The sequence below is a fragment of the Methylobacterium sp. GC_Met_3 genome (assembly GCF_026540775.1).
Taxonomy (GTDB): Bacteria; Pseudomonadota; Alphaproteobacteria; order Rhizobiales; family Beijerinckiaceae; genus Methylobacterium.
Window position 1 is genome coordinate 1 of the sequence record NZ_JALNUL010000011.1, and the last position, 24,000, is coordinate 24,000.

Annotated in this window: 23 protein-coding genes and 2 tRNA genes; 7 read left to right on the forward strand and 18 right to left on the reverse strand. The window is 67.0% G+C overall.

What is annotated here, in order from left to right:
• Positions 1–1,127: 1,127 nt before the first annotated feature.
• The 10 genes from OXS27_RS15225 to OXS27_RS15270 form a co-directional block, all read right to left on the reverse strand.
• A complete protein-coding gene (locus OXS27_RS15225) occupies positions 1,128–1,361 on the reverse strand; it encodes a hypothetical protein (RefSeq protein ID WP_267357148.1) in 234 nt (77 codons plus the stop codon).
• Entirely contained in the window at positions 1,354–1,533 is a 180-nt protein-coding gene (locus OXS27_RS15230; RefSeq protein ID WP_267357150.1) for a hypothetical protein, read from the reverse strand. Before OXS27_RS15230 ends, OXS27_RS15225 begins: the two co-directional genes overlap by 8 nt.
• Positions 1,530–1,727 carry a hypothetical protein gene (locus OXS27_RS15235; protein ID WP_267357155.1) on the reverse strand — a complete coding sequence of 66 codons (198 nt, stop codon included), beginning with the start codon at positions 1,725–1,727 and terminating at the stop codon, positions 1,530–1,532. The genes OXS27_RS15230 and OXS27_RS15235 overlap by 4 nt, the downstream gene beginning before the upstream one ends.
• A gap of 343 nt (positions 1,728–2,070) precedes the next feature.
• Positions 2,071–2,146: transfer RNA gene (locus OXS27_RS15240), tRNA-Val, on the reverse strand.
• A 58-nt stretch (positions 2,147–2,204) separates the two neighbouring features.
• Entirely contained in the window at positions 2,205–2,930 is a 726-nt protein-coding gene (locus OXS27_RS15245) for an aspartate/glutamate racemase family protein (protein ID WP_267357156.1), read from the reverse strand.
• A gap of 72 nt (positions 2,931–3,002) precedes the next feature.
• Complete coding sequence (gene lon / locus OXS27_RS15250) at positions 3,003–5,429, reverse strand: endopeptidase La (protein ID WP_243918198.1); 2,427 nt, start codon at positions 5,427–5,429, stop codon at positions 3,003–3,005.
• A gap of 248 nt (positions 5,430–5,677) precedes the next feature.
• On the reverse strand, positions 5,678–6,949 hold the full coding sequence (gene clpX, locus OXS27_RS15255) for an ATP-dependent Clp protease ATP-binding subunit ClpX (protein WP_243918200.1): 1,272 nt from the start codon (positions 6,947–6,949) through the stop codon (positions 5,678–5,680).
• Positions 6,950–7,134: 185 nt separating this feature from the next.
• Positions 7,135–7,761 (reverse strand): ATP-dependent Clp protease proteolytic subunit, encoded by a 627-nt coding sequence (locus OXS27_RS15260; RefSeq protein WP_243918202.1) that lies wholly within the window; start codon positions 7,759–7,761, stop codon positions 7,135–7,137.
• A gap of 125 nt (positions 7,762–7,886) precedes the next feature.
• Positions 7,887–9,323, reverse strand: a complete 1,437-nt coding sequence (tig, locus tag OXS27_RS15265) for a trigger factor (RefSeq protein ID WP_243918211.1) — start codon at positions 9,321–9,323, stop codon at positions 7,887–7,889.
• Between the two features lie 133 nt (positions 9,324–9,456).
• A tRNA-Leu gene (locus OXS27_RS15270) sits at positions 9,457–9,541 on the reverse strand.
• A 147-nt stretch (positions 9,542–9,688) separates the two neighbouring features.
• Between OXS27_RS15270 and OXS27_RS15275 the strand changes: the two genes are divergently transcribed.
• Positions 9,689–11,173, forward strand: coding sequence for a multicopper oxidase family protein (locus OXS27_RS15275; RefSeq protein ID WP_267357159.1), 1,485 nt, complete (start codon positions 9,689–9,691; stop codon positions 11,171–11,173).
• A 16-nt stretch (positions 11,174–11,189) separates the two neighbouring features.
• On the opposite strand, the gene OXS27_RS15280 is transcribed toward OXS27_RS15275, so the two are convergent.
• Positions 11,190–12,701 carry an NAD(P)H-hydrate dehydratase gene (locus OXS27_RS15280; RefSeq protein ID WP_267357161.1) on the reverse strand — a complete coding sequence of 504 codons (1,512 nt, stop codon included), beginning with the start codon at positions 12,699–12,701 and terminating at the stop codon, positions 11,190–11,192.
• Positions 12,702–12,894: 193 nt separating this feature from the next.
• On the opposite strand from OXS27_RS15280, the gene OXS27_RS15285 reads away from it, so the two are divergent.
• Entirely contained in the window at positions 12,895–13,233 is a 339-nt protein-coding gene (locus OXS27_RS15285) for a P-II family nitrogen regulator (RefSeq protein WP_003600526.1), read from the forward strand.
• A gap of 172 nt (positions 13,234–13,405) precedes the next feature.
• Positions 13,406–13,585 carry a DUF2735 domain-containing protein gene (locus OXS27_RS15290; protein ID WP_243918217.1) on the forward strand — a complete coding sequence of 60 codons (180 nt, stop codon included), beginning with the start codon at positions 13,406–13,408 and terminating at the stop codon, positions 13,583–13,585.
• Between the two features lie 165 nt (positions 13,586–13,750).
• On the opposite strand, the gene OXS27_RS15295 is transcribed toward OXS27_RS15290, so the two are convergent.
• On the reverse strand, positions 13,751–14,785 hold the full coding sequence (locus tag OXS27_RS15295; RefSeq protein ID WP_243918226.1) for a glutamine synthetase beta-grasp domain-containing protein: 1,035 nt from the start codon (positions 14,783–14,785) through the stop codon (positions 13,751–13,753).
• A gap of 337 nt (positions 14,786–15,122) precedes the next feature.
• Here OXS27_RS15295 and glnA point away from each other — a divergent pair, with 337 nt between their 5' ends.
• Both glnA and OXS27_RS15305 read left to right on the forward strand, forming a co-directional pair.
• Positions 15,123–16,532, forward strand: a complete 1,410-nt coding sequence (glnA, locus tag OXS27_RS15300; RefSeq protein ID WP_243918229.1) for a type I glutamate--ammonia ligase — start codon at positions 15,123–15,125, stop codon at positions 16,530–16,532.
• A gap of 139 nt (positions 16,533–16,671) precedes the next feature.
• Complete coding sequence (locus OXS27_RS15305) at positions 16,672–17,310, forward strand: VOC family protein (protein ID WP_243918230.1); 639 nt, start codon at positions 16,672–16,674, stop codon at positions 17,308–17,310.
• 25 nt (positions 17,311–17,335) lie between these two features.
• On the opposite strand, the gene OXS27_RS15310 is transcribed toward OXS27_RS15305, so the two are convergent.
• Positions 17,336–17,959 (reverse strand): ribonuclease D, encoded by a 624-nt coding sequence (locus OXS27_RS15310; protein WP_267357202.1) that lies wholly within the window; start codon positions 17,957–17,959, stop codon positions 17,336–17,338.
• Positions 17,960–18,043: 84 nt separating this feature from the next.
• On the opposite strand from OXS27_RS15310, the gene OXS27_RS15315 reads away from it, so the two are divergent.
• On the forward strand, positions 18,044–18,472 hold the full coding sequence (locus OXS27_RS15315) for a cupin domain-containing protein (protein ID WP_267357203.1): 429 nt from the start codon (positions 18,044–18,046) through the stop codon (positions 18,470–18,472).
• Here the strand turns inward: OXS27_RS15315 and OXS27_RS15320 are convergent.
• The 5 genes from OXS27_RS15320 to OXS27_RS15340 all read right to left on the reverse strand — a co-directional run bounded on the left by OXS27_RS15320 (position 18,469) and on the right by OXS27_RS15340 (position 23,093).
• Positions 18,469–19,350, reverse strand: a complete 882-nt coding sequence (locus OXS27_RS15320; protein ID WP_267357205.1) for an EamA family transporter — start codon at positions 19,348–19,350, stop codon at positions 18,469–18,471. The two genes, OXS27_RS15315 and OXS27_RS15320, sit on opposite strands and share 4 nt — an antisense overlap.
• Positions 19,351–19,824: 474 nt before the next feature.
• On the reverse strand, positions 19,825–20,064 hold the full coding sequence (locus tag OXS27_RS15325; RefSeq protein ID WP_267357207.1) for a hypothetical protein: 240 nt from the start codon (positions 20,062–20,064) through the stop codon (positions 19,825–19,827).
• A 21-nt stretch (positions 20,065–20,085) separates the two neighbouring features.
• Entirely contained in the window at positions 20,086–20,379 is a 294-nt protein-coding gene (locus OXS27_RS15330; RefSeq protein WP_267357209.1) for a hypothetical protein, read from the reverse strand.
• Positions 20,380–21,064: 685 nt separating this feature from the next.
• Positions 21,065–21,793 (reverse strand): acetoacetyl-CoA reductase, encoded by a 729-nt coding sequence (gene phbB, locus OXS27_RS15335; protein ID WP_267357211.1) that lies wholly within the window; start codon positions 21,791–21,793, stop codon positions 21,065–21,067.
• A gap of 115 nt (positions 21,794–21,908) precedes the next feature.
• Positions 21,909–23,093, reverse strand: a complete 1,185-nt coding sequence (locus OXS27_RS15340) for an acetyl-CoA C-acetyltransferase (RefSeq protein ID WP_243918244.1) — start codon at positions 23,091–23,093, stop codon at positions 21,909–21,911.
• Positions 23,094–23,411: 318 nt separating this feature from the next.
• Between OXS27_RS15340 and phaR the strand changes: the two genes are divergently transcribed.
• The gene (gene phaR, locus OXS27_RS15345) at positions 23,412–23,999 is read left to right on the forward strand and encodes a polyhydroxyalkanoate synthesis repressor PhaR (RefSeq protein ID WP_243918246.1); all 588 of its coding nucleotides are present in this window, start codon (positions 23,412–23,414) and stop codon (positions 23,997–23,999) included.
• Position 24,000: the final 1 nt, after the last annotated feature.

Below are 24,000 nucleotides of genomic sequence, written 5' to 3' on the forward strand. Positions count from 1 at the left end.
GCTAGGCTGGGTCGATAGCAGCCGTTATAGGTGTCGATCCGAGGGGCTGGACCATCACGGCTTACGCTTGTCGCGCTGAACCCGTTGATGCTCCGGCTCACTCCTAGGCCGCGTGCGCTTCTTCGCGGCAATCACCTCGTCGAGCCAAGCGATGGCGGAATCAAGCACTGACCTCTAATAGACGTCCGATCCCTCAGGGGCATCGGGCCGGCCTACGTCCGGCTGATCGTCCGGCACATCTTGCTGAAGTGGCCTCGACTTCGAGCGCAGTTTGCTCGCCGGCGACTCGATAGAATGCGTCGGATCTCCGCGCTTCGCAGCTACGACTGAGATATCCATCGGCCGTGGTGGCGGTAGCGGCGGATGAGGGATCGGTATTGCTGCGCTCGTCGCAACCGACTGCGGAGCGGCTGGCGTTGGTGATGTCAGCGCATTAGTCGTCTCTGGCAACTGTGGAGCTGTGAGGGCCATGTCGTCTGTACCGACGGGCGGAGCTGGCGCTGTTAAATTCTGTCTGGGCGGCCGCTTACCGGGGCTGAAATTTGATACGGCTGGAATTGATGTCGGTGCCTTCGACGTCGGTTCACAGATCTCGCCGCACTGCTCAACCTTCGCGGTAATCGTCCGATCGCCGATTGTCGCTCGAACGACGCAGCCCACGGGGTAGTAGGCCAATTCAAACTGAAACTTGCCCTTATCGTCCGACTCAGTCGTGAAATGACCCTCAAGGGACACGCTTGTATGAGGCTGGTCGGTAGTGCCGAAAACGTAGAGGCGACCGATTGCGATAGCTGCGCTGGCTGATGCCGCGTGCGCAGAGCCGTTGAGGACCGATGCGAGAAGTCCGCCAACGGTGAGAACCCAGTGTCTTACGGCCAATCGATCAATCCCGAAGCTGTGTCGCCTGACGCTTGGCGGTCGGCCACCCGCGACAGGCCTAAGTAGTCGTTTTACGAGGAGTGACCGGGATTGGCGAGGATCGCGCGGGGTCAGCAGCACGTCGAGCCAGGCTTAAGCAGACTCGTGCACCTGGATCGTCTGGACGTCGCCGAGTGCCTGACCAATCTGCCAACTATGATAGGAGCGCACGTCGGACAGCGCCTGGATGTAGACCTGCTGCTCGGCGGTCACGATGAGCCGCCCATGATCGCGGCCGTCAACGCCCGGGCGATCACCTTGGCGGCCTCGACGCCCTCTGCCGGCGAGAGACGCCTCGTCTGGACCTGCCGCTCTCGCCCGGCAGCGACGTAGATGTAGGCCGCGACTCGGTCACCTGTGTCCATCACCTTCACGGCTTCCTCCAGCTGCACGATCCGCAGCGGCAGCGCGAGGCCGAACGGGTTGGGCGCTTCGTCAGCCATCGCAGGCCTCGACGAGCCCGCGGCTCTCGGCCAGTCGGAGCAGCTCCGCGTCGGAGAACGTGAAGCAGCCGATCTGCCAGCGGTCCAGTTCCTCGCCGATCGGCACCACGGTGATGCCGGAGGCCCGCAGCGCGTCGACGGCATCAAGGATAGGGTCTGTGTCGTCGATCATGCCGACGCCATCAGCATCCAGTTGCGGGCTCGTGCCAGCCGGTCATCGTCCGGAGCGAGCGGCATGTCCTCGATTACGCGGTTGACGATGTCACGGGTGGTCGGCTCGTCCAGCCCGAGCCCCTGCGCGAACCCGTAGAGCTGTCGCATCAGGCGAGCGACGACGACCTCGTGGTTCTGGTCGGCCGCGTTCATCCCTGAACCGGGAAACCCATGATGACGGCGGTCTTCACCATCGTCCGGCGCAGGCCCGGCTTGGTCGCCTTGTCGGCCAGGAGCCCTTTCGCCTGCGGGTGCATCTCAATCGCCTTGGCGACGTCGATGGTGTGGCCGGACTTGAAGGCGAACGGCTTGGCCGATTCGTCCGCGAGATAAGGCGGCTGTGGCGGCCTCGATCTCCTCGTCCGTCACCTCGGACTTGCGGCGCAGGTCACCGACAGAAGGGATCTCTTTCGCCATGATGCTTACTATGGGCTTACCGGTGAACTACGCTGGTAAGCAGAACATCTGCGAAACGAGCGTAAGTCCCTGATACTATTGGTGGGCGGTGAGGGACTCGAACCCCCGACCCTCTCCGTGTAAAGGAGACGCTCTACCAACTGAGCTAACCGCCCCGTGACCGACCGTTACGGCATGCGGCCGGTCAGGCGCAAGATCCGCTGCCCGGGAGCGCTACCCACGATCGGCCATCCGTGCCGCCAGGGCCGGCGCGAGACCCGTAGTCTCGACCGGTGCCGGAGCCTGTCGCAGTTGCGCAGACCCACGCGCTGCCGCCAAGACAGACCGGGTCCCGGCCTCGATTGAGCAGATCAACGGGCACGGGACGCGCGATGCCAGGCGCGACGCGAGGCCGGCGAGCCCGGCGCCCCCCAGGATCACGGTGGCGGCGCCAGCCTCCGCACAGGACCCACAGGCCTCGGCCAGCCCGGCCAGCGCGGCATCCGGATCACGGGCGATCGCAGCGCCGCTCGCGGCGACGGTGCGGATCGCGGCGAGGCGATCGGCGAGCCCCAGCGCGGCAACGAACTCCCGCAGCATCGGCTCCCAGGCGGCCCCGCCGGTGACGATCCCGAACGGGCCCCGCGCCGCAGCCTCCTGACAGGCAGCTTCCGCCATGCCGACCACCGGTACCCGGGCGATGTCGCGCAGGGCGAACAGGCCGGGATCGCCGAAGCACGCGAGATAGACGGCGTCGCACCCCGCCTCGTGCTCGGAAAGAGCGTCGAGGGCCGCATGACCCGCGATCGCCGCGGCGCTGCGGCTCGCGATGTAGCGGGCCCCGAAACGCCCGGTGACGGCGCGCAATGCGGCCTGGTCCCCGAGCTGAGCACGGACATGCCCGGCGACCAGATCGGTGATCGCCGCGCTGGTGTTCGGGTTGATCAGCAGGATGCGCATCCGGCCCTCGCACACGAAAAAGCCCCCAGGGACGATCCCCGGGGGCTTTCTTGACACGTCAGGCTGAGAGGGTCAGTGGGCCACGAAGGTGGCACCGTCCTCCTCGGTCCGGGCGGGCTTGGCCACGGGCAGCGGCTCCTCCCACTCGATCGCCACCGGAACACGCACCAGCGCCTTCTCCAGCACCTGATCCATCCGCGCGACCGGGATGATCTCAAGCCCGTTCTTCACGCTGTCGGGCACCTCGGCGATATCCTTGGCGTTCTCCTCGGGGATCAGCACCGTCTTGATGCCGCCGCGGAGCGCCGCGAGCAGCTTCTCCTTCAAGCCACCGATCGGCAGGATCCGACCGCGGAGCGTGACCTCGCCGGTCATCGCGACCTCGCGGCGGACCGGGATCCCGGTCAGCGTCGAGATGATCGCGGTGGCCATGGCGATGCCAGCCGACGGACCGTCCTTCGGGGTCGCCCCCTCCGGAACGTGAACGTGGATGTCGCGCCGGTCGAACAGCGGCGGCTCGATCCCGAAGTCGATGGCCCGGGAGCGGACGTAGCTCGCCGCCGCCGAGATCGACTCCTTCATCACGTCCTTCAGGTTGCCGGTGACCGTCATCTTGCCCTTGCCCGGCATCATGACGCCCTCGATCGTCAGCAACTCGCCGCCAACCTCGGTCCAGGCCAGACCCGTCACCACGCCGACCTGATCGTCCGCATCGATCTCGCCGTAGCGGAACTTCGGCGGGCCGAGGAAGACCTGCAGCGTCTCGACCGTCACCGCGACCACCTTGGTCTTGGTGATCAGGATCTCCTTCACCGCCTTGCGGATCAGGTTGGACAGCTCGCGCTCCAGGTTACGAACGCCGGCCTCCCGCGTGTAGCGGCGGACCAGCATCATCAAGCCGTCGTCGTCGATCGACCATTCATGCGTCCCGAGGCCGTGCTTCTTCAGGGCGTTCGGGATCAGGTGCTTGCGCGCGATCTCGACCTTCTCCTCCTCGGTGTATCCGGCGATGCGGATCACCTCCATCCGGTCCATGAGCGGGCCCGGGATGTTGAGGGTGTTGGCCGTGGTCACGAACATCACGTTCGAGAGGTCGTAATCCACCTCCAGGTAGTGGTCGTTGAAGGTGCTGTTCTGCTCAGGGTCGAGCACCTCGAGGAGCGCCGCCGACGGATCGCCGCGGAAATCCATGCCCATCTTGTCGATCTCGTCGAGCAGGATGAGCGGGTTCGAGGTCTTGGCCTTGCGCATCGACTGCACGATCTTGCCGGGCATCGAGCCGATATAGGTCCGGCGGTGACCGCGGATCTCGGCCTCGTCGCGCACGCCGCCGAGCGACATACGGACGAACTCGCGACCCGTCGCCTTGGCGATCGACTTGCCGAGCGAGGTCTTGCCGACGCCGGGGGGACCGACGAGGCACAGGATCGGGCCGGTGAGCTTGTTCGCGCGCTGCTGCACCGCGAGGTACTCGACGATCCGCTCCTTGACCTTGTCGAGACCGAAATGGTCATCGTCGAGCAGCGCCTGGGCGCCGAGCAGGTCCTTCTTGATCTTCGAGCGCTTGCCCCACGGGATGCCGAGCATCCAATCGAGGTAGTTGCGCACGACGGTCGCCTCGGCCGACATCGGCGACATCTGGCGGAGCTTCTTCAGCTCGGCGGTGGCCTTGTCGCGGGCCTCCTTGGTGAACTTGGTCTTCTCGATCTTCTCTTCGAGCTCGGCCAGTTCGTCACGCCCATCCTCGGAGTCGCCCAGCTCCTTCTGGATCGCCTTCATTTGCTCGTTCAGGTAGTACTCGCGCTGGGTCTTCTCCATCTGCCGCTTGACGCGGGTCCGGATGCGCTTCTCCACCTGGAGCACGGAGATCTCGCTCTCCATCAGCGACAGCACGCGCTCCAGGCGCTGCGCCACCGTGGGGGTCTCGAGGATGCCCTGCTTGTCGGAGATCTTGACGAGCAGATGCGAGCCGATCGTGTCGGCGAGCTTGGACGGCTCGTCGATCTGGGTCACGGCGGAGACGACCTCGGGGGAGATCTTCTTGTTCAGCTTGACGTAATTCTCGAACTCCGAGAGCACGGAGCGCGCGAGCGCCTCGGCCTCGACGCTGTCGCCGAGCTCGTCGTGCAGGGCTTCCGCGGTCGCCTCGTAATACTCGTCCGAGCGGGTGAAGCCCGTGACCTTCGCGCGGCCGACGCCCTCGACCAGCACCTTCACGGTGCCGTCGGGCAGCTTCAGCAGCTGGAGCACGGAAGCGAGGGTGCCGATCTTGTAGATCGCATCGGTGGCCGGATCGTCGTCGCCCGCGTTGATCTGGGTGGCGAGCAGGATATGACGATCGGTGCGGACGGCCTCCTCAAGGGCGCGGATCGACTTCTCGCGGCCCACGAACAAGGGCACGATCATATGCGGGAAGACGACGATGTCGCGCAGGGGGAGAACGGCGTAGGTGCCCGTCGAACCCGGGACCACCGGCTGGCGCGATTTCGACTGTGACATGCTGACTTCCTCTCAGGACACCCGGCTTCGTCGCCTCCATGCACGGAGCGCGCCTACAGCCAGGGGCCGACCGGGCCGCGAGGGTCGGGGCTTTTTGGGACTTTGCGGCTGGTAACGCGGACCGCGCCTCGAAGGAGCGAGCGGCCACCGCGCTGAGCCTGAAGTGGCTGCGAGGGAGCGCGTTTTCAAGGCTATCCCCACAGCGCGCCCGGCCGGAGCCGGGCGCTTAATGCAACCCTACCAAGCGCTTATGCGCTGACGCTGGCGGGTGCGTCCTTGTTGCGGTCGCCATGGATGTAGAGCGGGCGCGACTTGCCTTCGACCACCTCGGGACCGATCACGACCTGCTCCACGGACTCGAGGCCCGGCAGGTCGTACATCGTGTCGAGCAGGATCGTCTCCAGGATGGAGCGCAGGCCGCGGGCGCCGGTCTTGCGCTCGATCGCCTTGCGGGCGACCAGCGACAGGGCGTCGTCCTGGAAGGTCAGGTCCACGTTCTCCATCTCGAACAGCCGCTGGTACTGCTTGACCAGGGCGTTCTTCGGCTCCTGCAGGATCTTCTTCAGCGCGGCCTCGTCGAGGTCCTCGAGCGTCGCCAGAACCGGCAGACGGCCGACGAACTCGGGGATGAGGCCGAACTTCAGCAGATCCTCGGGCTCGACCGAGCGGAAGATCTCGCCGGTGCGGCGGTCGTCCGGTGCCTGCACGGTCGCGCCGAAGCCGATCGAGGTCCCCTTGCCGCGCTGGGAGATGATCCGCTCCAGCCCCGCGAAGGCGCCGCCGCAGATGAACAGGATGTTGGTGGTGTCGACCTGCAGGAACTCCTGCTGCGGGTGCTTCCGGCCACCCTGGGGCGGGACGGAGGCGACCGTGCCCTCCATGATCTTCAGGAGCGCCTGCTGCACGCCCTCGCCCGACACGTCGCGGGTGATCGACGGGTTGTCGGACTTGCGCGAGATCTTGTCGATCTCGTCGATGTAGACGATGCCGCGCTGCGCCCGCTCGACGTTGTAGTCCGACGCCTGGAGCAGCTTGAGGATGATGTTCTCGACGTCCTCACCGACATAGCCGGCCTCGGTGAGGGTCGTGGCGTCCGCCATGGTGAACGGCACGTCGAGGATCCGGGCGAGCGTCTGCGCGAGCAGCGTCTTGCCGGAACCGGTCGGCCCGATCAGCATGATGTTGGACTTGGCCAGCTCGACGTCGTTGTGCTTCGTCGCGTGGGCCAGCCGCTTGTAGTGGTTATGGACCGCGACCGAGAGGACCTTCTTGGCGAAGTCCTGGCCGATGACGTAATCGTCGAGGACGCGGCGGATTTCCTTCGGGGTCGGCACGCCGTCGCGGCTCTTCACCAGCGAGGATTTCGACTCCTCGCGGATGATGTCCATGCACAGCTCGACGCATTCGTCGCAGATGAACACCGTCGGGCCGGCGATCAGCTTGCGGACCTCGTGCTGGCTCTTGCCGCAGAACGAGCAATACAGCGTGCTCTTGGAGTCGGTGCCGCCAGTCTTGCTCATATCGGTCTCCGGATTCCTCGCGTCCGCGGCCGGCTAGGGGCGAACGCGCGACTTATGAATGTAGGGGGCCCGTTTAAAGAAACAGTATGCTGTGCGTCTTTGACCGAAGGGCCCAATCTCGGATGCAAACACGCTGCCGCGGCGGGATCAAGGCCGCGCCGCGGCTCTCGGGGAACGCGTTACGCTCAGGCGGCCGCCGGCTCGGGGCGCTTCTCGATCACCTCGTCGATGAGCCCGAACTCCTTGGCCGCGTCGGCGGTCATGAAGTTGTCGCGCTCCAAGGCGGTGTGGATGGCGTCGTACTCACGCCCGGTGTGCTTGACGTAGATCTCGTTCAGGCGCCGCTTCAGCGCCTCGATCTCGCGGGCGTGGATCAGGATGTCGGTCGCCTGACCCTGGAAGCCGCCCGACGGCTGGTGGACCATGATCCGGGCGTTCGGCAGGGCGAAGCGATGGCCGGGCTCACCGGCGGTGAGCAGGAGCGAGCCCATCGAGGCGGCCTGGCCGACACAGAGCGTCGTCACCGGGCAGCGGATGAACTGCATCGTGTCGTAGATCGACAGGCCGGAGGTGACCACGCCGCCGGGGGAATTGATGTAGAAGGAAATTTCCTTCTTCGGATTCTCCGCCTCGAGGAACAGGAGCTGCGCCACGATCAGCGAAGCGCCGTAATCCTCCACGGGCCCGGTCAGGAAGATGATCCGCTCGCGCAGCAGGCGGGAGTAGATGTCGAAGGCGCGCTCGCCGCGGCTCGATTGCTCGACGACCATCGGCACGAGCGCGTTGTTGTAGACGTCGATCGGATCTCTCATCTCGTCCTGCCCAGAGTGAGGCCCGGGACTGCCGCGAATCAGGGCAGCCCCGGACATGTCAGCGAACACCGGCGATGCTTAACCATCGCCTAATTCTTGCCCGCCGTCCTCGGACAGGGCGGGTCTCAGTCGGCCTTGGGCTCGGTCTTGGATTCGACCTTGGCCCCGGCCTCGTCTGCCGGCTTGTCGCCGGTCGTGTCGTCGTCATCATCGTCTGCGAAAAGCGCCTCTTTCGAGACGGGCTCCTCGACGAGTTTGACCTGCCCGAGGACGTGGTCAACCACCTTTTCCTCGAACAGGGGCGCGCGGAGTTCCGCGAGCGCCTGCGCATTCTTCCGGTAGAAGTCCCAGACCTGCTGCTCCTGGCCCGGGAACTGCCGGACCCGGGCGATGAGGGCCTGGTTCACCTCGTCATCCGAGACCTTGATATCGGCGCTCTCGCCGACCTGCGCAAGCACGAGACCGAGACGGACGCGCCGTTCCGCGATCTTGCGGTATTCGGCCTGGGCCTTCTCCTCGGTGGTGTCCTCGTCCGCGAAGGTCTTGCCCCGGGTCTTGAGGTCCTGCTCGACCTGCGCCCACACCGCGGCGAATTCCTGCGCCACCAGGGAGGGGGGCAGCTCGAAGGCGTACTTGGTGTCCAGCGCGTCGAGGAGGTCCTTCTTGAGGCGGCGGCGCGAGGCCGTCTCGTAGTCCCGGCCGATCGCCTCGGACACGGCCTCACGGAGCTTCTCCAGCGACTCCATGCCCATGGTCTTGGCGAACTCGTCGTCGACCTTGGCCTCGCCCGGCGCCTGGATCTTCGTGACGGTCACGTCGAACTCGGCATCCTTGCCGGCGAGCTGCTCGGCTCCGTACTCGGCCGGGAAGGTCACCTTCACGAGGCGCTTGTCGCCGACCTTGGCGCCGACCAGCTGCTCCTCGAAGCCCGGGATGAACGAGCCCGAGCCGAGCTCCAGGTCGATGCCCTCGCCCTTGCCGCCCTGGAACTCCTCGCCGTCGATCCGGCCGATGAAGTCGATCGTGGCACGGTCGCCGGTCTGAGCCTCGGCGCCCTCATCCCGATCGGCGAACGGACGGCCCTGGCCGGCCATGCGCTCCAGCGCCTCGTCGACCTCCGTGTCGGAGGGCTTGGCGACCTGCTTGGTGAGGCTGACGTCGGACAGATCGGCGAGCTCGAAGCTCGGCATCACCTCGAGGGCCACCTTGAAGGCGAGGTCGCCCTTGGCGTCGAGCGCCTTCTCGACCTCGGCCTGATCGGTCGGGAACTCGACCTGCGGCTCGAGCGCGAGCTTGAGGCCGTTATCGGTCACGATCTTGCGGTTGGCCTCGTTGACGGCGTTCTGCACCACCTCGGCCATCACGGAGCGGCCGTAGACCTTGCGCAGGTGCGCGACCGGCACCTTGCCGGGGCGGAAGCCCTTCAGCTGCACCTTGTCCTTCATGCCGGACAGCTCTGTAGTCAGGCGCTCCTCGAGTTCCTGGGCGGCCAGATGAACCTGAAACTCGCGCTTCAGGCCATGGGTGGCGGTCCCTTGGGCGTTGATCTCGGTCACCTGCATCGTCGTCGTCGCTCTTCAAAAAAACCTGGGTTCGCCGACCGGGCCGGCGTCGTGCTCGCGCGGACCGGGATGCCGAGATGTCGGGTGACGGGATCGGGGCGGTCCGCTGGGACCACACCTTCAGGAAAGGCCCTGGTGCGGGCGGAGGGGCTCGAACCCCCACGTCTTGCGACACTGGAACCTAAATCCAGCGCGTCTACCAGTTCCGCCACGCCCGCGCGCGCCGACATCCGGCGCATCGCCGGCCGCCGGAAGCGGGCCCTATAGCATGGGCCGGCGGGGCCGCAGCAAAAAACTTGTGCTGTGGCGCCCGGGCCGCCGCACCGCTATGGAGCGGGTCCGTCGCGAGAAGCAGCCGAGACTTCATGCCGCCATCCCGCCCCGTGCCGCCAGCCGATTCGCAGGCCGGCGCCCCGTCGCGAAGGACCCTGCTGGCGGCTGCCGCCGCCTTCGGGCTCGCGCCCGAACCGGGGCAAGCCCAGCCCCCTGCACCTGCGCCCGCCGCACCTGCGCCCGCCGCACCTGCGGCGGCCCAGGCGGAGCCCCCTGCCCTGCCGGCGGCTCCCGGGAAGGCGCGGTTCCGGCCGGAGCCCGCGCCGGAGACGCCAATCTGGTGCTTCGACGGCAAGGCCCAGCCCCCGACCATCCGGGTGAAGCTCGGCCAGGCGGTGCGGTTGAAGGTCGAGAACCGGACCGACAAGCCCCTGTCGCTGCACTGGCACGGGGTGCGCAACATCAACGCCATGGACGGCGTCGGCGGCGTGACCCAGGCGCCGATCCCGCCCGGCGGCGACTTCCTCTACGCATTCACGCCGCCCGACGCCGGCTCCTTCCTGATCCGGCCCCTGGTGGTCGGCGGCGCGAGCGAGCCCTCGGGCCGCGGGCTCGCCGGCATGTTGGTCGTCGAGGAGATGAACCCGCCGGCGATCGACGCGGATGTCGCCGTCATCCTGCAGGATTGGCGGCTCCAGGACGACGGCACGCTGATGCCGTTCGGGCAGGTGCCGCTCGCCGCGAGCAACGGGCGGCTCGGCAACCTCGTCACGGTCAACGGCAAACCGGTGCCCGATACCTTCGAGGCGCGCCCCGGCGCCCGGGTCCGCCTGCGGCTGGGCAATGCCTGCAACGCCCGGGCGACGCGCATCAAGTTCGAGGGCGTGAAGGTCTATGTGGCGGCGGTCGACGGGCAGCCGACCGACACGTTCGAGCCGCTGCGGGCCACCCTGCCCTTCCCGCCCGGCACCCGCTACGACCTGATGGTCGACTTGCCGGACAATGAGGGCGCCACCTGCGAGATCCAGGCGCTGATCGGCAAGGGCCTGACGCTGGCGAGCGTCACCACGAAGGGCCCCCGGATCACCGAGAAGCGGCCGCCGATCGGACCGATCGGCGAGAACAAGCGGCTGCCGGCCGAGGTCAAGCTTCAGAACGCCCTGCGCCGCGACGTGGTGATCACCGGCGGTGCCTTCGTGCCGAAAGACAAGAAGGACGGGGCCGCCCCCGATCCGGTCTATACCGGCGACCCGCAGAAGATCTGGTCTGTGAACGGGATCAGCGGCACCACCGTCCTTCCGCCGATCTTTACGGTGAAGCGCGGCCAGGTCGTGGTGCTGGCCCTGCGCAACGAGACCGCCTTTCCGCAGGCGCTCCACCTGCACGGGCACTGCTTCCGCCTGCTGCACCCCCTGGATGACGGTTGGGAGCCCTACTGGCTCGACACGTTCCAGTTGCTGGAGGGCCGCACCGCCCGGATCAGCTTCCTGGCCGACAATCCCGGCCGCTGGCTGATCAGCGCCACCGTGCTGGAGCGGTTCGACACCGGCCTCTGGACGTGCTTCGAAGTCACGTAGCGCCGGTTCTTCGCGATCAATCCGCCGAACCAGCCGCAACTTCGAGATCGTTCAGCACCGCCGGCATCAGCTCCGGAATGTCCTCGGCGATCAGCCCCGGCCCGTGACGCAGGCCGGCATCCCCGTGGAGCCAGACGGCGGCGGCGGCGGCCTCGAACGGCTCCATGCCCTGCGCCATCAGGCCGGCGATCAGTCCAGCCAGGACATCGCCCGACCCTGCGGTCCCGAGATAGGGGCTGCCATGATCGTTGATCGCCGCCCGCCCATCCGGGCTGGCGATGACGGTATCGGCACCTTTGTAGACCACGACGGCGCCGGTGAGGGATGCCGCGGCGCGGGCCCGGGCGACCTTGTCGGCCCCCTCGTCCATGGCTGGCGTGCCGTCGAACAGCCGCGCGAACTCGCCGGCATGCGGCGTCAGCACGGCCCGCGCCGCACCGTCCTCCAGATGCGCGGCAAGGAGCCGCGCCTGACCAGAAAAGCTCGTCAGCGCGTCGGCATCGAGGACGAGGCCGCGTCCCGCAGAGGCCGCCACCGCGACGCGTTCCCGGGTCGGCTCGCCGGCGCCGAGACCGGGCCCCGCCAGCACCACGTTGAGGCGCTCGTCGGTGAGCAGGTCATCGAGGTCGTCGGCGGTCTCGCAGGGACGCAGCATGATCGCCGTGAGGTGAGCGGCGTTCTCGGCCAGCGCGCCGGCCGGTGAGGCGATCGTGACGAGGCCGGCCCCGATCCGCAGGGCGCCCCGGGCGGCCAGCCGGGCGGCGCCGGTCTTCGTGGCGGGGCCCGACAGCACCAGTGCGTGGCCACGGGTATATTTGTGGCTGGCTCCGGTGAGCCGCGGAAACGCCGTCGCCCACAGGTCGGGGCCGCTCCGGTCGAGCGGCGCCCCGCAGGCGGCCAGACCCGCCTCCAGGGCCGCCGGTCCCGTGCCGATATCGGCGACGCTCAATCGACCGCAAAGGCTTCGCCCCGGCTGCAGCAGGTGGCCCGGCTTGAGTGTCACGAACGTCACGGTCTCGGTCGCCCGGATCGCCGCACCGCGGACGGCCCCGGTATCGCCGTCGATGCCGCTCGGAATGTCGACGGCAAGGATGGGATGTCCGCTGGCGTTCACGGCCTCGACCAGCGCGCGGGCATCCCCGTCGAGGTCCCGCGACAGACCCGCACCGAACAGCGCGTCGATCACGAGATCGCAGGGCGGGAGTTCCTCGGAAAAGATCGGTCGGACCGGCCCGGTCCAGGTATTCGCTGCCAGGGCGGCATCGCCCGTGAGCGCCCCGCGATCGCCAAGCAGCCGCAGATCGACCGCGTAGCCGTCCTCGGCCAGGAGGCGCGCGGCCACGAAGCCGTCGCCGCCGTTGTTGCCGGGTCCGCACAGGACGAGGGCGCACCCGCCCGCCGGCAACAGAGCCCGGGCCCGGTCCGCCACCGCGGCGCCGGCCGCCTCCATGAGCGTGCGCCCCGGGATCCCGCCGGCGATAGCCGCGGCATCGACCTGTCTCATGGCCGCAACCGTCAGCAACCGCATGTTGGCCTCCTGTTTGCCCGTGCGCCGACCAGACTTGGCGAAAAGCGCGCCAGAAAACCAGGAAACGCCCGCATGATATGCAAGATTCGCACAGAGATTGGGCATTCTGGTTGGACACGCCGTCAAATCGGCATGGCGAACCCGTCACGGGGATGTTAGAAATACTCCGCATCGTAGCGCGGGCCCGGGCGGCATGAAGAAGATCGAAGCGATCATCAAGCCTTTCAAGCTCGACGAGGTGAAGGAGGCGCTCCAGGAGGTCGGCCTCCAGGGCATCACCGTCATCGAGGCGAAGGGTTTCGGCCGCCAGAAGGGCCACACGGAGCTCTATCGGGGCGCCGAATACGTGGTCGACTTCCTACCGAAGGTGAAGCTCGAGATCGTGCTGTCGGACGCGCTGGTCGAGGGCGCCGTGGAAGCGATCCGCAAGTCGGCCCAGACCGGTCGGATCGGCGACGGCAAGATCTTCGTGTCGACCATCGAGGAAGCGATCCGCATCCGCACCGGTGAGACCGGGACCGACGCGATCTGACGGCGACCGGCGCGCACATCCGTAGCCGCCGCTCCCGATCTGCCTAAGAATGCACACTGCGCGAATGTCCGGCATCGGCGCGCTTCGCCCTGGAGCGCAGCCTCCGGCACCCCACATCCTCGGGAACGGCCGGCACGATCGGTCGCTTGAATCCCGTGCAGGAGGATGTGCAATGGCCGATATGGACCTACGCGAGACGGCCAAGATCTACGATCTGACCGCTTTCCGCCGCGCCCGGGCGTTACCGCGGGTGACCGCGGCGATCAAGCCGGCTGCTGTGCCGAGCTTCGGAGGCGGCGCGTGGTATCATGATGCTGCGATCCGCGAGGACGAGCGGCCGCGCCGATCCTGAGCCATCCGCTCCCGGCACAGCAGGTGACGCGTCCCGTCGGCTCACAGAGCGCGCTCGGCGTCATCCTCGATCGATCGGTTTCGAACTGTCCCTCTGCAGGGTCCGAAAACGGCGAAGCCGGACCCGAGGGCCCGGCTTCGTTGATGGTAGGGTGGGCTCCGCGTCTTACGCGGCTGCAGCGGCCTCGGTCGGCACGGAAGCGACGGTCTTCAGCACCTGCGAGGCGATCTGGTAGGGGTCGCCCTGAGAGTTCGGACGGCGGTCTTCCAAGTATCCCTTGTAGCCGTTGTTGACGAACGAGTGCGGCACGCGGATCGAGGCACCGCGGTCGGCCACGCCGTATGTGAACTCGTGGATCGAGGCGGTCTCGTGCTTGCCGGTCAGGCGCATGTGGTTGTCCGGACCGTAGACAGCGATGTGCTCCTCACGGGCGCTCTTGAACGCCTCCATGAGCTTCTCGAAATACGCCTTCCCGCCATGCTCGCGCAGAAAGGAGGTCGAGAAGTTGCAGTGCATGCCCGAGCCGTTCCAGTCGGTGTCGCCGAGCGGCTTGCAGTGGTACTCGACGTCGATGCCGTACTTCTCGCAAAGGCGCTGCAGCAGGTAGCGGGCCATCCACATCTCGTCGGCGGCCTTCTTGGAGCCCTTGCCGAAAATCTGGAATTCCCACTGCCCCTTGGCCACCTCGGCGTTGATGCCCTCGTGGTTGATGCCGGCATCCAGGCAAAGGTCGAGGTGCTCCTCGACGATCTGGCGGGCGACGTCGCCGACGTTCGAATAACCGACGCCGGTGTAGTACGGGCCCTGCGGAGCCGGGTAGCCCGAGGTCGGGAAGCCGAGCGGGCGGCCGTCCTTGTACAGGAAGTACTCCTGCTCGAAGCCAAACCAGGCGCCGGCATCATCCAGGATGGTGGCGCGCTTGTTGGATGCGTGCGGGGTCGTGCCATCCGGCATCATCACTTCGCACATCACCAGCACGCCGTTCTTCCGGGCCGGATCAGGGAAGTGGCGCACGGGCTTGAGCATGCAGTCGGAGCTGCCGCCCTCGGCCTGCTTCGTGGACGAGCCATCGAAGCCCCACATCGGGAGCTGCTCGAGGGTCGGGAAGCTGTCGAATTCCTTGATCTGCGTCTTACCGCGGAGATTCGGGGTCGGCGTGTACCCGTCGAGCCATATGTACTCGAGCTTGTATTTGGTCATTCCGGTTCTCTCGTCCGTATCGATGCGCGACCGGGGTACCCCTGGGCAACGCGAACGGCTTGCCGCCTCTCCGACGGCCGCCGTCGCGCACGCATAGGTCGTGCCAAACGGACGACCACGCGCTGCGGGTACCGCCTTCGATGTTGGTTTTCGCGATCACGGACGCGAGAGTGCGCCACCATCGAGCCCGATCGTCCCACCACCGCGCCGATTCCCGCGCCCTGCGGGTGGCAACACGCGCCCGTGACGGATATCAAGCGCCGCTCGCTGGTGCTGCCCGACTGAGATCGGGTGCGTCGCGAGCGCGTTTCCGAGCAATCCCTGGAGGATGCCCACGATGACCACTGCGGCCGAGGTGCTGAAGACGATCCGGGACAACGACGTGCGCTACGTGGACTTCCGGTTCACCGATCCGCGCGGCAAGTGGCAGCACGTCACGTTCGACGTGTCGCTCATCGATGAGGAGATCTTCGACGAGGGCACCATGTTCGATGGCTCCTCGATCGCCGGCTGGAAGGCGATCAACGAGTCCGACATGCTGCTCATGCCGGATCCGGCCACCGCCACCCTGGACCCGTTCTTCTCGGCCGCGACCCTGTCGATCGTCTGCGACGTGCTGGAGCCGGCCACCGGCGAGCCCTATTCCCGCGATCCGCGCGGCACCGCCAAGCGCGCCGAGGCCTACCTGCAGCAGACAGGCATCGGCGACACGATCTATGTCGGCCCCGAGGCCGAGTTCTTCGTGTTCGACGACGTGAAGTTCGCCGCCGACCCGTACCGCACCGGCTTCGAGCTCGACTCGACCGAGCTGCCGACCAACGGCTTCACCGATTACGAGGGCGGCAACCTCGGCCACCGGGTGCAGACCAAGGGCGGCTACTTCCCGGTCCCGCCGCAGGATTCGGCGCAGGACATGCGCGGCGAGATGCTGGCCGCCATGCAGTCGATGGGCGTGAAGGTCGAGAAGCATCACCACGAGGTGGCGAGCGCCCAGCACGAGCTCGGCATGAAGTTCGACACCCTGACCCTGCTCGCCGACCACATGCAGATCTACAAGTACTGCATCCACAACGTCGCGCAGAGCTACGGCAAGTCGGCGACCTTCATGCCCAAGCCCGTCTACGGCGACAACGGCTCGGGCATGCACGTCCACCAGTCGATCTGGAAGGACGGCCAGCCGGTCTTCGCCGGCGACAAGTATGCCGGCCTCAGCCAAGAATGCCTCTGGTACATCGGCGGCATCATCCGCCACGCCAAGGCGCTCAACGCCTTCACCAATCCGTCGACCAACTCGTACAAGCGTCTGGTGCCGGGCTACGAGGCACCGGTGCTGCTCGCCTACTCGGCCCGCAACCGCTCGGCGTCCTGCCGCATCCCGTGGACCAAAAGCCCGAAGGCCAAGCGCGTCGAGGTCCGCTTCCCCGACCCGATGGCGAACCCCTACCTCGCCTTCTCGGCGCTGCTGATGGCCGGACTCGACGGCATCCGCAACAAGATCGACCCGGGCCCGGCCATGGACAAGGATCTCTACGAGCTGCCCCCGCGGGAGCTGAAAAAGATCCCGACCGTGTGCGGCTCCCTGCGCGAGGCCCTGACCAGCCTCGACAAGGACCGGGCCTTCCTCAAGGAGGGCGGCGTGTTCTCGGATGACCAGATCGACTCGTTCATTGAGCTGAAGATGGCCGAGGTGCTGCGCTACGAGATGACCCCGCACCCGATCGAGTTCGTCCAGTACTACTCGCTGTAAGATATGAGGAGCCGGGCGCGACGCCCGGCCTGACATTGTCATGGGCCGGGGCCTTTTAAGAGCTCCGGCCTTTTGTTTGGGCTTCGCGCCAATCGATTACCCGCGGGTCGGGGCAGCAACCCGTTCAGAGGATGGCCGCATGCTCACCCTCGACCATCTCGTCATCGTCGCGCCGGATCTCGCGGAGGGCGTGGCGCATGTCCGCGACAGCCTTGGTCTGTCGATGCCGGAAGGCGGGCGCCATCGCGAGATGGGCACCCGCAACCATCTGCTACGTCTCGGCGATGCGGTTTTCCTGGAGGTGATCGCCGTCGATTCCGAGGCGCCCACCCCATCCCGCGCCCGCTGGTTCGGCCTGAGCGGCCCGGCACGCGTGCGGGCGGACTGGGAAGCAGGCCGGCGGCTGCGGGGCTTCGTCGCCCGCACAGACGATCTCGTCGGCGTGCTCGCCGCCCAGGGCAACTTGCTGGGACAAGCCGCCACGATGACCCGCGGCGCCCTGTCGTGGCGTTTCGGCGTGCGACCGGACGGGGCTTGGCCGGCGGATGGCGCCGCGCCGCACGTGATGGATTGGGGACTCAGCAGCAACCCCGCTCGGACGATGCCGGATTTCGGGGCCCGGCTCGATGCGCTGATCCTGACGCATCCGGATCCGGACGCTGCGCGAGAGCTTCATACTGCGCTCGGACTCGTGGAGCCTCCGGAGATCGTACGGGGCGACGGCCCGCGCTGGACCGCCCGGATCACGACGCCATCCGGCTTCCGGACGCTGACCTGACCGTCCGGTAGTCCGGCACGGCTTCTCAACTGTGCGAAAAGATGTCCACCTCGGGCCAGCCTTCGAGGTCAAGGCGCGCGCGGGTCGGCAAGAAGGCGAAGCAGGCGGCGGCGAGATCGGTGCGGCCTTCGCGGGCGAGCATCGCGTCGAGCCGATCGCGGGCGGCGTGGAGATGGAGCACGTCGGACGCCGCGTAATCGAGCTGCGCCTGCGACAGGGTCTCGGCGCCCCAGTCGGAGGATTGCTGCTGCTTCGACAGGTCGACGCCCACGAGTTCGCGCACCACGTCCTTGAGCCCGTGGCGGTCGGTATAGGTGCGGGCGAGCTTCGAAGCGATCTTGGTGCAGTAGACCGGCTGCGGCATCACGCCGAGGGCCTTGTAGAGCACCGCGACGTCGAACCGCGCGAAGTGGAAGATCTTCAGCACACCCGGATCCGCCAGGACGCGCTTGAGCACCACGGGCTCCAGGCCGCCCTGCGGGACCTGCACCACGTCGGCCGTGCCGTCGCCGGTGGAGATCTGCACCACGCAGAGCCGGTCGCGGTGGGGGTTGAGGCCGAGCGTCTCGGTGTCGATGGCCACCGCCCGGCCTGCATCGTAATCGGCGGGCAGGTCGCCGCGATGAAGGCGTACGGTCGGGCTCGGCATCTTTTTGGACCTTGAGGGTTTTCGGCCGGTAGCATCGGTGCCAAGTGGCGGCAAGCGAATGGGGTCAGCGGCGGGGAGACAGATATGACGGCAGCCGAGGTGATCGCGACCCTGGGGCTCAAACCCCATCCCGAGGGCGGCCACTACCGCGAGACCTTTCGCGATCCGCGCACCGTCGACGGCCGCTCGGTCGGCACGGCGATCTACTTCCTGCTCGACCTCGGCGAGGTCTCGACGTGGCACCGGGTCGACGCCACCGAGATCTGGCATTGGCACGCCGGCGCGCCGCTGGTGATCACTACGAGCCCGAACGGGCACGATGCCGAAGCTCGGCATCTCGGACCGGATCTCGCCGCCGGCCAGCGCCCGCAATGCGTGGTGCCGGCGGGCCATTGGCAGACCGCCACCAGCCTTGGCGCCTGGACGCTCGTCGGCTGCACGGTCTCACCGGGCTTCGACTTTTCGGGGTTCGAGATGGCGCCGCCGGATTGGCGGCCGACGCCGCGGAGTTAGACCTGTTTCGGTGCCGCCCGCGAAGCCCGCACCGCCGTCAGCGCGCCAGCCACAATCAGCAGGCAGGCGAGCGCAAGGGCCGGCCCGGGGCTGGCATAGCCCGTGACCACGAGGATCAGCGTCGAGAGAACCGGCGCCGCGTAGGCCGTGACGCCGAGCAGCCGGACGTCGCCGCGCTTGCAGCCGATATCCCAGAGATAGAAAGCAGCCCCGACCGGTCCCAGGCCGAGCAGCAGGACCGCACCCCACTGGATCGCGTCGGCCGGCCAGACCGTCGTCTCGAAACCGAGGTGGCAGACGAGGCTGAGCGCGGCCGTCGCGAGGCAGAAACCCGCGACCGCGTCGGTCGGCACCTGTCCGACCCGGGCCGAGAGAACCGAATAGCCGGCCCATACGAAGGCTGCCGCGAAGGAGGCCGCGTAGCCGGGCAGCGCCCCGGCGGGGAAGTCGAGATCGCCCCGCCCGGTGAACAGGGCCGCGACGCCGGCGAGACCCAGGAGCGCACCGGCGAGGTGGCCCGGACGCAGCCCCTCGGATCCCGGCAGGCGGGCGGAGAACAGCACGATCAGCAGCGGCCAGAGATAGTTGATCAGCCCGGCCTCGGCCGGCGGCGCGAGGCGCAGGGCGCTGAAGTAGAGGGCGTGATAGCCGAACAGGCCGCCGACCCCGAGCAGCCAGACCGGCCATGGCTGGAGCAGGGCGCGGGCGCGGGCCGGACGCTCGATCCAGACGGCACAGCCGCACAAGCCGCCGAGCAGGAACGTCATGGCGGCGAGCTGGAACGGGGGCACGGCGCCCGACGCCGCCGTGAGCAGGGCGAGGAGCGACCAGAGCGCGATCGCGCCGAAGCCCGCCAGAGTCGCGGCGGAGCGGCTCATCGGGCGGGACGATATCGGCGCGGATCCACTCATGACCGGCCGCTACCATGCGGGGCTCTGAGTCGGCGAGACCGCGGGTCAAGCGGGCTTGGCTCGGCCTGATCGCCTCGTCCCTGGGGCACTCCGGCCCGCGGAAGGATTGCGGCTACGATCATCGAGCGATCGAGCCGGTCGTGACCGGGGACGGTGCCATCCTCCGCCTGCCCCACCAGCTGTGCGGGCAGGTTGGCATCACGGGCGTATTGTAGGACCCGCTCAGGACGGCCTTCTTGTGGTGGCCGCCAGCGCGGCTCAGTCGGCCCACAGCGCCACCAGGGAGAAAAAACCGGCCATCAGGACGTTGACGACGAGGATACCGGCGATGATCAGGGCGAGCGTCATGGTGGCCTCCGAAGCGGGGCGATCGGGCGAGACATGTGGATTCGAGCGCGGCCCGATCTTCTCGGACCTGCGCCGCATGTGTCGGTTGCCGCTTCAGTGCGGGCTGATCACCCGCATGAGATCGGCGAGGTAATCGATGTTCAGCGGCGTCCAGCCGAGCCGGCGCCGGATCAGGCTGTAGGCCGTGCACAGCGCGGCAACCGAGCCGATGACGGCCAGCGTGAACCAGCGGATGTCGCCGGCGCAAAAGCCGACCGCGACGCCGATCAGCGCCGTCGTCACGAAGATGATCCGGCTCGGGTTGGCCGGGCCGCGCGGCATCAGGTCAGACATGGGAACCTCCCTCGATCCGGATCAGCGGGCGCGGCAGTTGGGGCCGAACCAAGTCATGGTCCGGTGATCCATGCCGCCGTCAGACGATGCGCTGCAGACGGGAAAGCGCGTGTCGCCGCTCCGCTGGAGGCTCATCACCTTGTAGAAGTCACGCTTGGCCTCGCTGCGTCGGTTCTGCTCGGCGCGCTGGGCCTGCCAGTACCGGCCGCTGGCGGCCTCCGCGGCCGCGCGGTCCTGGTGGAGGCCCATCATGCACTCCGCGAACGCATCGGTGCCGGGCTCGAAGCCGAAGCCGAAGCATTGGTTCTGATCCATCGCGTGCCGCTCCTGCGGCGTGACGCAGGCTGCGAGACCCAGGGTGCAGGCGGCGGCCAGCGCGATCTTCGCGGCGGTCGGGAGCCGCCACGCGTGCCGGCCACGCGTTTCATCGCAGCACCGCACAGACGAAGCGTTGTTCTCAAAAACAGATTGAACGGAAAATTTACCGTAAAATCGTTGCGTCATCACCCTCGCGGCCCCCTTTCTACTATCGGCGCGAACATCCGCGGCGCGATGGAACGAGACCTATACGGGCGCGCCCGGCTTGTTCGTGCCCCAGAGCACGTGAACAATCTGTTCTCCGACAACCCGTCGTGCGCATCCACCCGATATGTAGATGACCGTGAGACCAAGATGCGACAGGGGTCACAGAACCCAAGGCATAATCAATTTACATAAACTTGTAACGAAAGGTTAAGCCGCAATTATTGTTATTGAGCCGATAAATATTATCTCGATAATATAAATGCGTGAGATATACCGACAATCCTAGGTCCAGAAACAAGAACGCGCGCATCAAGCCCGCAGGCGAACGTGCAGGGTCGCGCCGTAAGGCGGGGATGGACGGACGGGTCCGAATCAAGCGGGCGTCGGCACCTTTAGGGCCGGCCGTAGCGCACAGTCTGGCGCGGCTTCGCCGGAAGCGGGCGCGCCAGCGTGATGGCGGCGCGCCCGGGTACGGTCAGACGAAGTGCTGACCGCCGTTGATGGTCAGCGTCGAGCCGTTCACGAAGCCGGCCTCGTCGCTCGCCAGATACTCGACCGCATGCGCGATCTCGTCGGCCTCGCCAAGACGGCCGGTGGGGATCGTGGAGATGATCTTGTTGCGGATCTCCTCCGCCACAGCCATCACCATCTCGGTGGCGATGTAGCCCGGCGCCACCACGTTGACGGTGATGCCCTTCGACGCGCTCTCCTGCGCGAGCGCCTTGGCGAAGCCGATCACGCCGGCCTTGGCGGCCGAGTAGTTGGTCTGACCGGCCTGGCCCTTCTGACCGTTGATCGACGAGATGATGATGATGCGGCCGAAGTTGCGGCTGCGCATGCCCTCGATCAGCGGACGCGTGCAGGTGAACATCGAGTCGAGGTTGGTCTTGATGACCTGCTGCCACTTCTCGAAGGTCATCTTGTGGAAGGCGCCGTCCCGGGTGATGCCGGCGTTGTTGACGAGGATGTCGATCGGGCCGACCTCGGCCTCGATCGCCTTGATCCCGGCCTCGCAGCTCGCGAGATCACCCACGTCGAACTTGAAGACCGGAATACCGGTCTCGGCCTTGAAGGCGTTGGCGGCTTCGTCGTTGCCGGCGTAATTGGCGGCGACCTTGTAGCCCTTGTCCTTCAGCCGTTTCGAGATCGCCGCGCCGATACCGCGGGTGCCGCCTGTGACGAGGGCGACGTGTCCTTGAGCCATTCTTGTTTCCTCCTGTTCGCATCCCGTGATGCCGCGTGCGGATGGCGTCCGCACGCGAATTTTTCTGATCTTGGCTTTAAGTCTTAGTTGTCGAGAAACCGACGTTACAGATCGATCAGGTCCGCTCGACGCACATCGCCACGCCCATACCACCGCCGATACACAGGGTGGCGAGGCCCTTCTTGGCGTCGCGCCGCTTCATCTCGTGCAGCAGCGTGACGAGGACGCGGGCGCCCGAGGCACCGATCGGATGGCCGATGGCGATGGCGCCGCCATTGACGTTCACCTTCGCGTCGTCCCAGCCCATGTCCTTGTTCACTGCGAGCGCCTGGGCCGCGAAGGCCTCGTTGGCCTCGATGAGGTCGAGGTCGGACGGCTTCCAGCCGGCCTTCTCCAGGGCCTTGCGGGAAGCCGGGATCGGGCCGGTGCCCATCACCTTGGGATCGACACCCGCCGTCGCCCAGGACTTGATCCGGGCGAGCGGGGTGAGACCGCGGCGCTCGGCCTCCGAGGCCGACATCAGCACGAGGGCAGCCGCGCCGTCGTTGAGGCCGGACGCGTTGGCGGCCGTCACGGTGCCCTCCTTGGAGAAGGCGGGCTTCAGCTTGGCCATCGCCTCAACGGTGGCACCCTCGCGGATGTACTCGTCGGCGTCGACGATCGTGTCGCCCTTCCGGCCCGGCACGGTCACGGGGACGATCTCGTCCTTGAACCGGCCTTCCTTACGGGCGGCCTCGGCCTTGTTCTGCGAGCGGGTCGCGAACTGGTCCTGCTGCTCACGGGTGAGCTGGAAGGCCTGAGCAACGTTCTCGGCGGTCTGACCCATATGGTAGCCGTTGAAGGCGTCCCAGAGCCCGTCCTTGATCATGGTATCGACGAGCTTCACATCGCCCATCTTCTGGCCGGCCCGCAGGTACTGGGCGTGCGGCGACAGTGACATCGACTCCTGGCCACCGGCCACGATGATCTTGGCGTCGCCGTTGGCGATCTGCTGCATGCCGATCGCGACCGTGCGCAGCCCTGAGCCGCAGACCTGATTGAGGCCCCAGGCGGTGGCCGCTTCGGGGATGCCGGCCTTGATGGCGGCCTGGCGCGCCGGGTTCTGGCCGGCGCCGGCGGTGAGCACCTGACCGAAGATCACCTCGTCGACCTCGTCGGGCGAAACCTTGGCGCGCTCGAGGGCGGCCTTGATTGCAGTCGCACCGAGCTCGTGAGCCGGCACCGCCCCGAAGGCGCCGCCGAACGAGCCGACGGGCGTGCGCGCCGCCCCGACGATGACGATCTCTTCGCTGGCTGCCATGTTGCGTTCTCCTCTCGCGAGCCGGCGCGCCTTCCGGGGCGCGCTCTGTGCTGGCACTGGGATGAAGGGCGTGACATCGGCGAAGTCAAGATTGCGCATCGGACCTTGAAATGATGCCGATGACGCGTCCGCGAGACTGAAATGCCGCCTGGCGGCGGCGAGGCCTGCATTATTCTGCGTTGAACAGATGCAGTTTGCTGTTTTCTGCGCCGGGGGAAGGCTTTAAGGATCGTGCTGCGGGCGCGAAGATGATCCCGCAGGGCCGCATCGCGCGGACCCTCAAGTCCCGAGATCGCAAGTCGAGAAAGGCCGTTCCCGATGGCGGATACCGTCAAGGCCACACAGACCGTCATCAAAAAGTATGCGAACCGGCGCCTCTACCACACCGGCACCTCGACCTACGTGACGCTGGAGGACCTCTCCACGATGGTCCAGAACGGCGAAGACTTCATCGTGTATGACGCCCGCACCGGCGACGACATCACCCGCTCGGTGCTCACGCAGATCATCTTCGAGCAGGAGAACAAGGCCGGCGCCGAGAATTTGCTGCCGGTGGCGTTCCTGCGCCAGCTGATCCGCTTCTACGGCGACAGCATGCGCACCATGGTGCCGAGCTTCCTGGAATTTTCCATGGCGAATTTCGCCAAGGATCAAGACGGACTGCGCGAAAAATTTGCGCACAGCTTCGGCCCGGCCGCGTTCCAGAACGCGATCGAGCAGTCGGTCCGCACCAATATGAACTTCTTCGGCGACGCCATGAAGATGTTCACGGGCTTCGCACCGCCCGCCGGGGCACAGCCCGCTCCGTCGCCCGCTCCTGCGCCCTACGGTGGCGGCGAGCTCGACGACCTGAAGCGGCAGATGCTGGAGATGCAGCAGCGCCTGGAGGCGTTGGCGAAGAAATAAT

What these genes read in the sequence shown, in the direction of transcription:
- OXS27_RS15320 (WP_267357205.1), bottom strand. Translation starts at nt 19,350, where the DNA reads ATGAGCCGCTCCGCCGCGACTCTGGCGGGCTTCGGCGCGATCGCGCTC.
- clpX (WP_243918200.1), bottom strand. Translation starts at nt 6,949, where the DNA reads ATGAGCAAGACTGGCGGCACCGACTCCAAGAGCACGCTGTATTGCTCG.
- OXS27_RS15280 (WP_267357161.1), bottom strand. Translation starts at nt 12,701, where the DNA reads ATGCGGTTGCTGACGGTTGCGGCCATGAGACAGGTCGATGCCGCGGCT.
- OXS27_RS15310 (WP_267357202.1), bottom strand. Translation starts at nt 17,959, where the DNA reads ATGCCGAGCCCGACCGTACGCCTTCATCGCGGCGACCTGCCCGCCGAT.
- OXS27_RS15225 (WP_267357148.1), bottom strand. Translation starts at nt 1,361, where the DNA reads ATGGCTGACGAAGCGCCCAACCCGTTCGGCCTCGCGCTGCCGCTGCGG.
- OXS27_RS15235 (WP_267357155.1), bottom strand. Translation starts at nt 1,727, where the DNA reads ATGAACGCGGCCGACCAGAACCACGAGGTCGTCGTCGCTCGCCTGATG.
- OXS27_RS15290 (WP_243918217.1), top strand. Translation starts at nt 13,406, where the DNA reads ATGGCCGATATGGACCTACGCGAGACGGCCAAGATCTACGATCTGACC.
- lon (WP_243918198.1), bottom strand. Translation starts at nt 5,429, where the DNA reads ATGTCACAGTCGAAATCGCGCCAGCCGGTGGTCCCGGGTTCGACGGGC.
- phaR (WP_243918246.1), top strand. Translation starts at nt 23,412, where the DNA reads ATGGCGGATACCGTCAAGGCCACACAGACCGTCATCAAAAAGTATGCG.
- tig (WP_243918211.1), bottom strand. Translation starts at nt 9,323, where the DNA reads ATGCAGGTGACCGAGATCAACGCCCAAGGGACCGCCACCCATGGCCTG.
- OXS27_RS15285 (WP_003600526.1), top strand. Translation starts at nt 12,895, where the DNA reads ATGAAGAAGATCGAAGCGATCATCAAGCCTTTCAAGCTCGACGAGGTG.
- OXS27_RS15245 (WP_267357156.1), bottom strand. Translation starts at nt 2,930, where the DNA reads ATGCGCATCCTGCTGATCAACCCGAACACCAGCGCGGCGATCACCGAT.
- OXS27_RS15325 (WP_267357207.1), bottom strand. Translation starts at nt 20,064, where the DNA reads ATGTCTGACCTGATGCCGCGCGGCCCGGCCAACCCGAGCCGGATCATC.
- OXS27_RS15340 (WP_243918244.1), bottom strand. Translation starts at nt 23,093, where the DNA reads ATGGCAGCCAGCGAAGAGATCGTCATCGTCGGGGCGGCGCGCACGCCC.
- OXS27_RS15305 (WP_243918230.1), top strand. Translation starts at nt 16,672, where the DNA reads ATGCTCACCCTCGACCATCTCGTCATCGTCGCGCCGGATCTCGCGGAG.
- OXS27_RS15315 (WP_267357203.1), top strand. Translation starts at nt 18,044, where the DNA reads ATGACGGCAGCCGAGGTGATCGCGACCCTGGGGCTCAAACCCCATCCC.
- OXS27_RS15275 (WP_267357159.1), top strand. Translation starts at nt 9,689, where the DNA reads ATGCCGCCATCCCGCCCCGTGCCGCCAGCCGATTCGCAGGCCGGCGCC.
- OXS27_RS15230 (WP_267357150.1), bottom strand. Translation starts at nt 1,533, where the DNA reads ATGATCGACGACACAGACCCTATCCTTGATGCCGTCGACGCGCTGCGG.
- OXS27_RS15330 (WP_267357209.1), bottom strand. Translation starts at nt 20,379, where the DNA reads ATGGATCAGAACCAATGCTTCGGCTTCGGCTTCGAGCCCGGCACCGAT.
- OXS27_RS15260 (WP_243918202.1), bottom strand. Translation starts at nt 7,761, where the DNA reads ATGAGAGATCCGATCGACGTCTACAACAACGCGCTCGTGCCGATGGTC.
- glnA (WP_243918229.1), top strand. Translation starts at nt 15,123, where the DNA reads ATGACCACTGCGGCCGAGGTGCTGAAGACGATCCGGGACAACGACGTG.
- phbB (WP_267357211.1), bottom strand. Translation starts at nt 21,793, where the DNA reads ATGGCTCAAGGACACGTCGCCCTCGTCACAGGCGGCACCCGCGGTATC.
- OXS27_RS15295 (WP_243918226.1), bottom strand. Translation starts at nt 14,785, where the DNA reads ATGACCAAATACAAGCTCGAGTACATATGGCTCGACGGGTACACGCCG.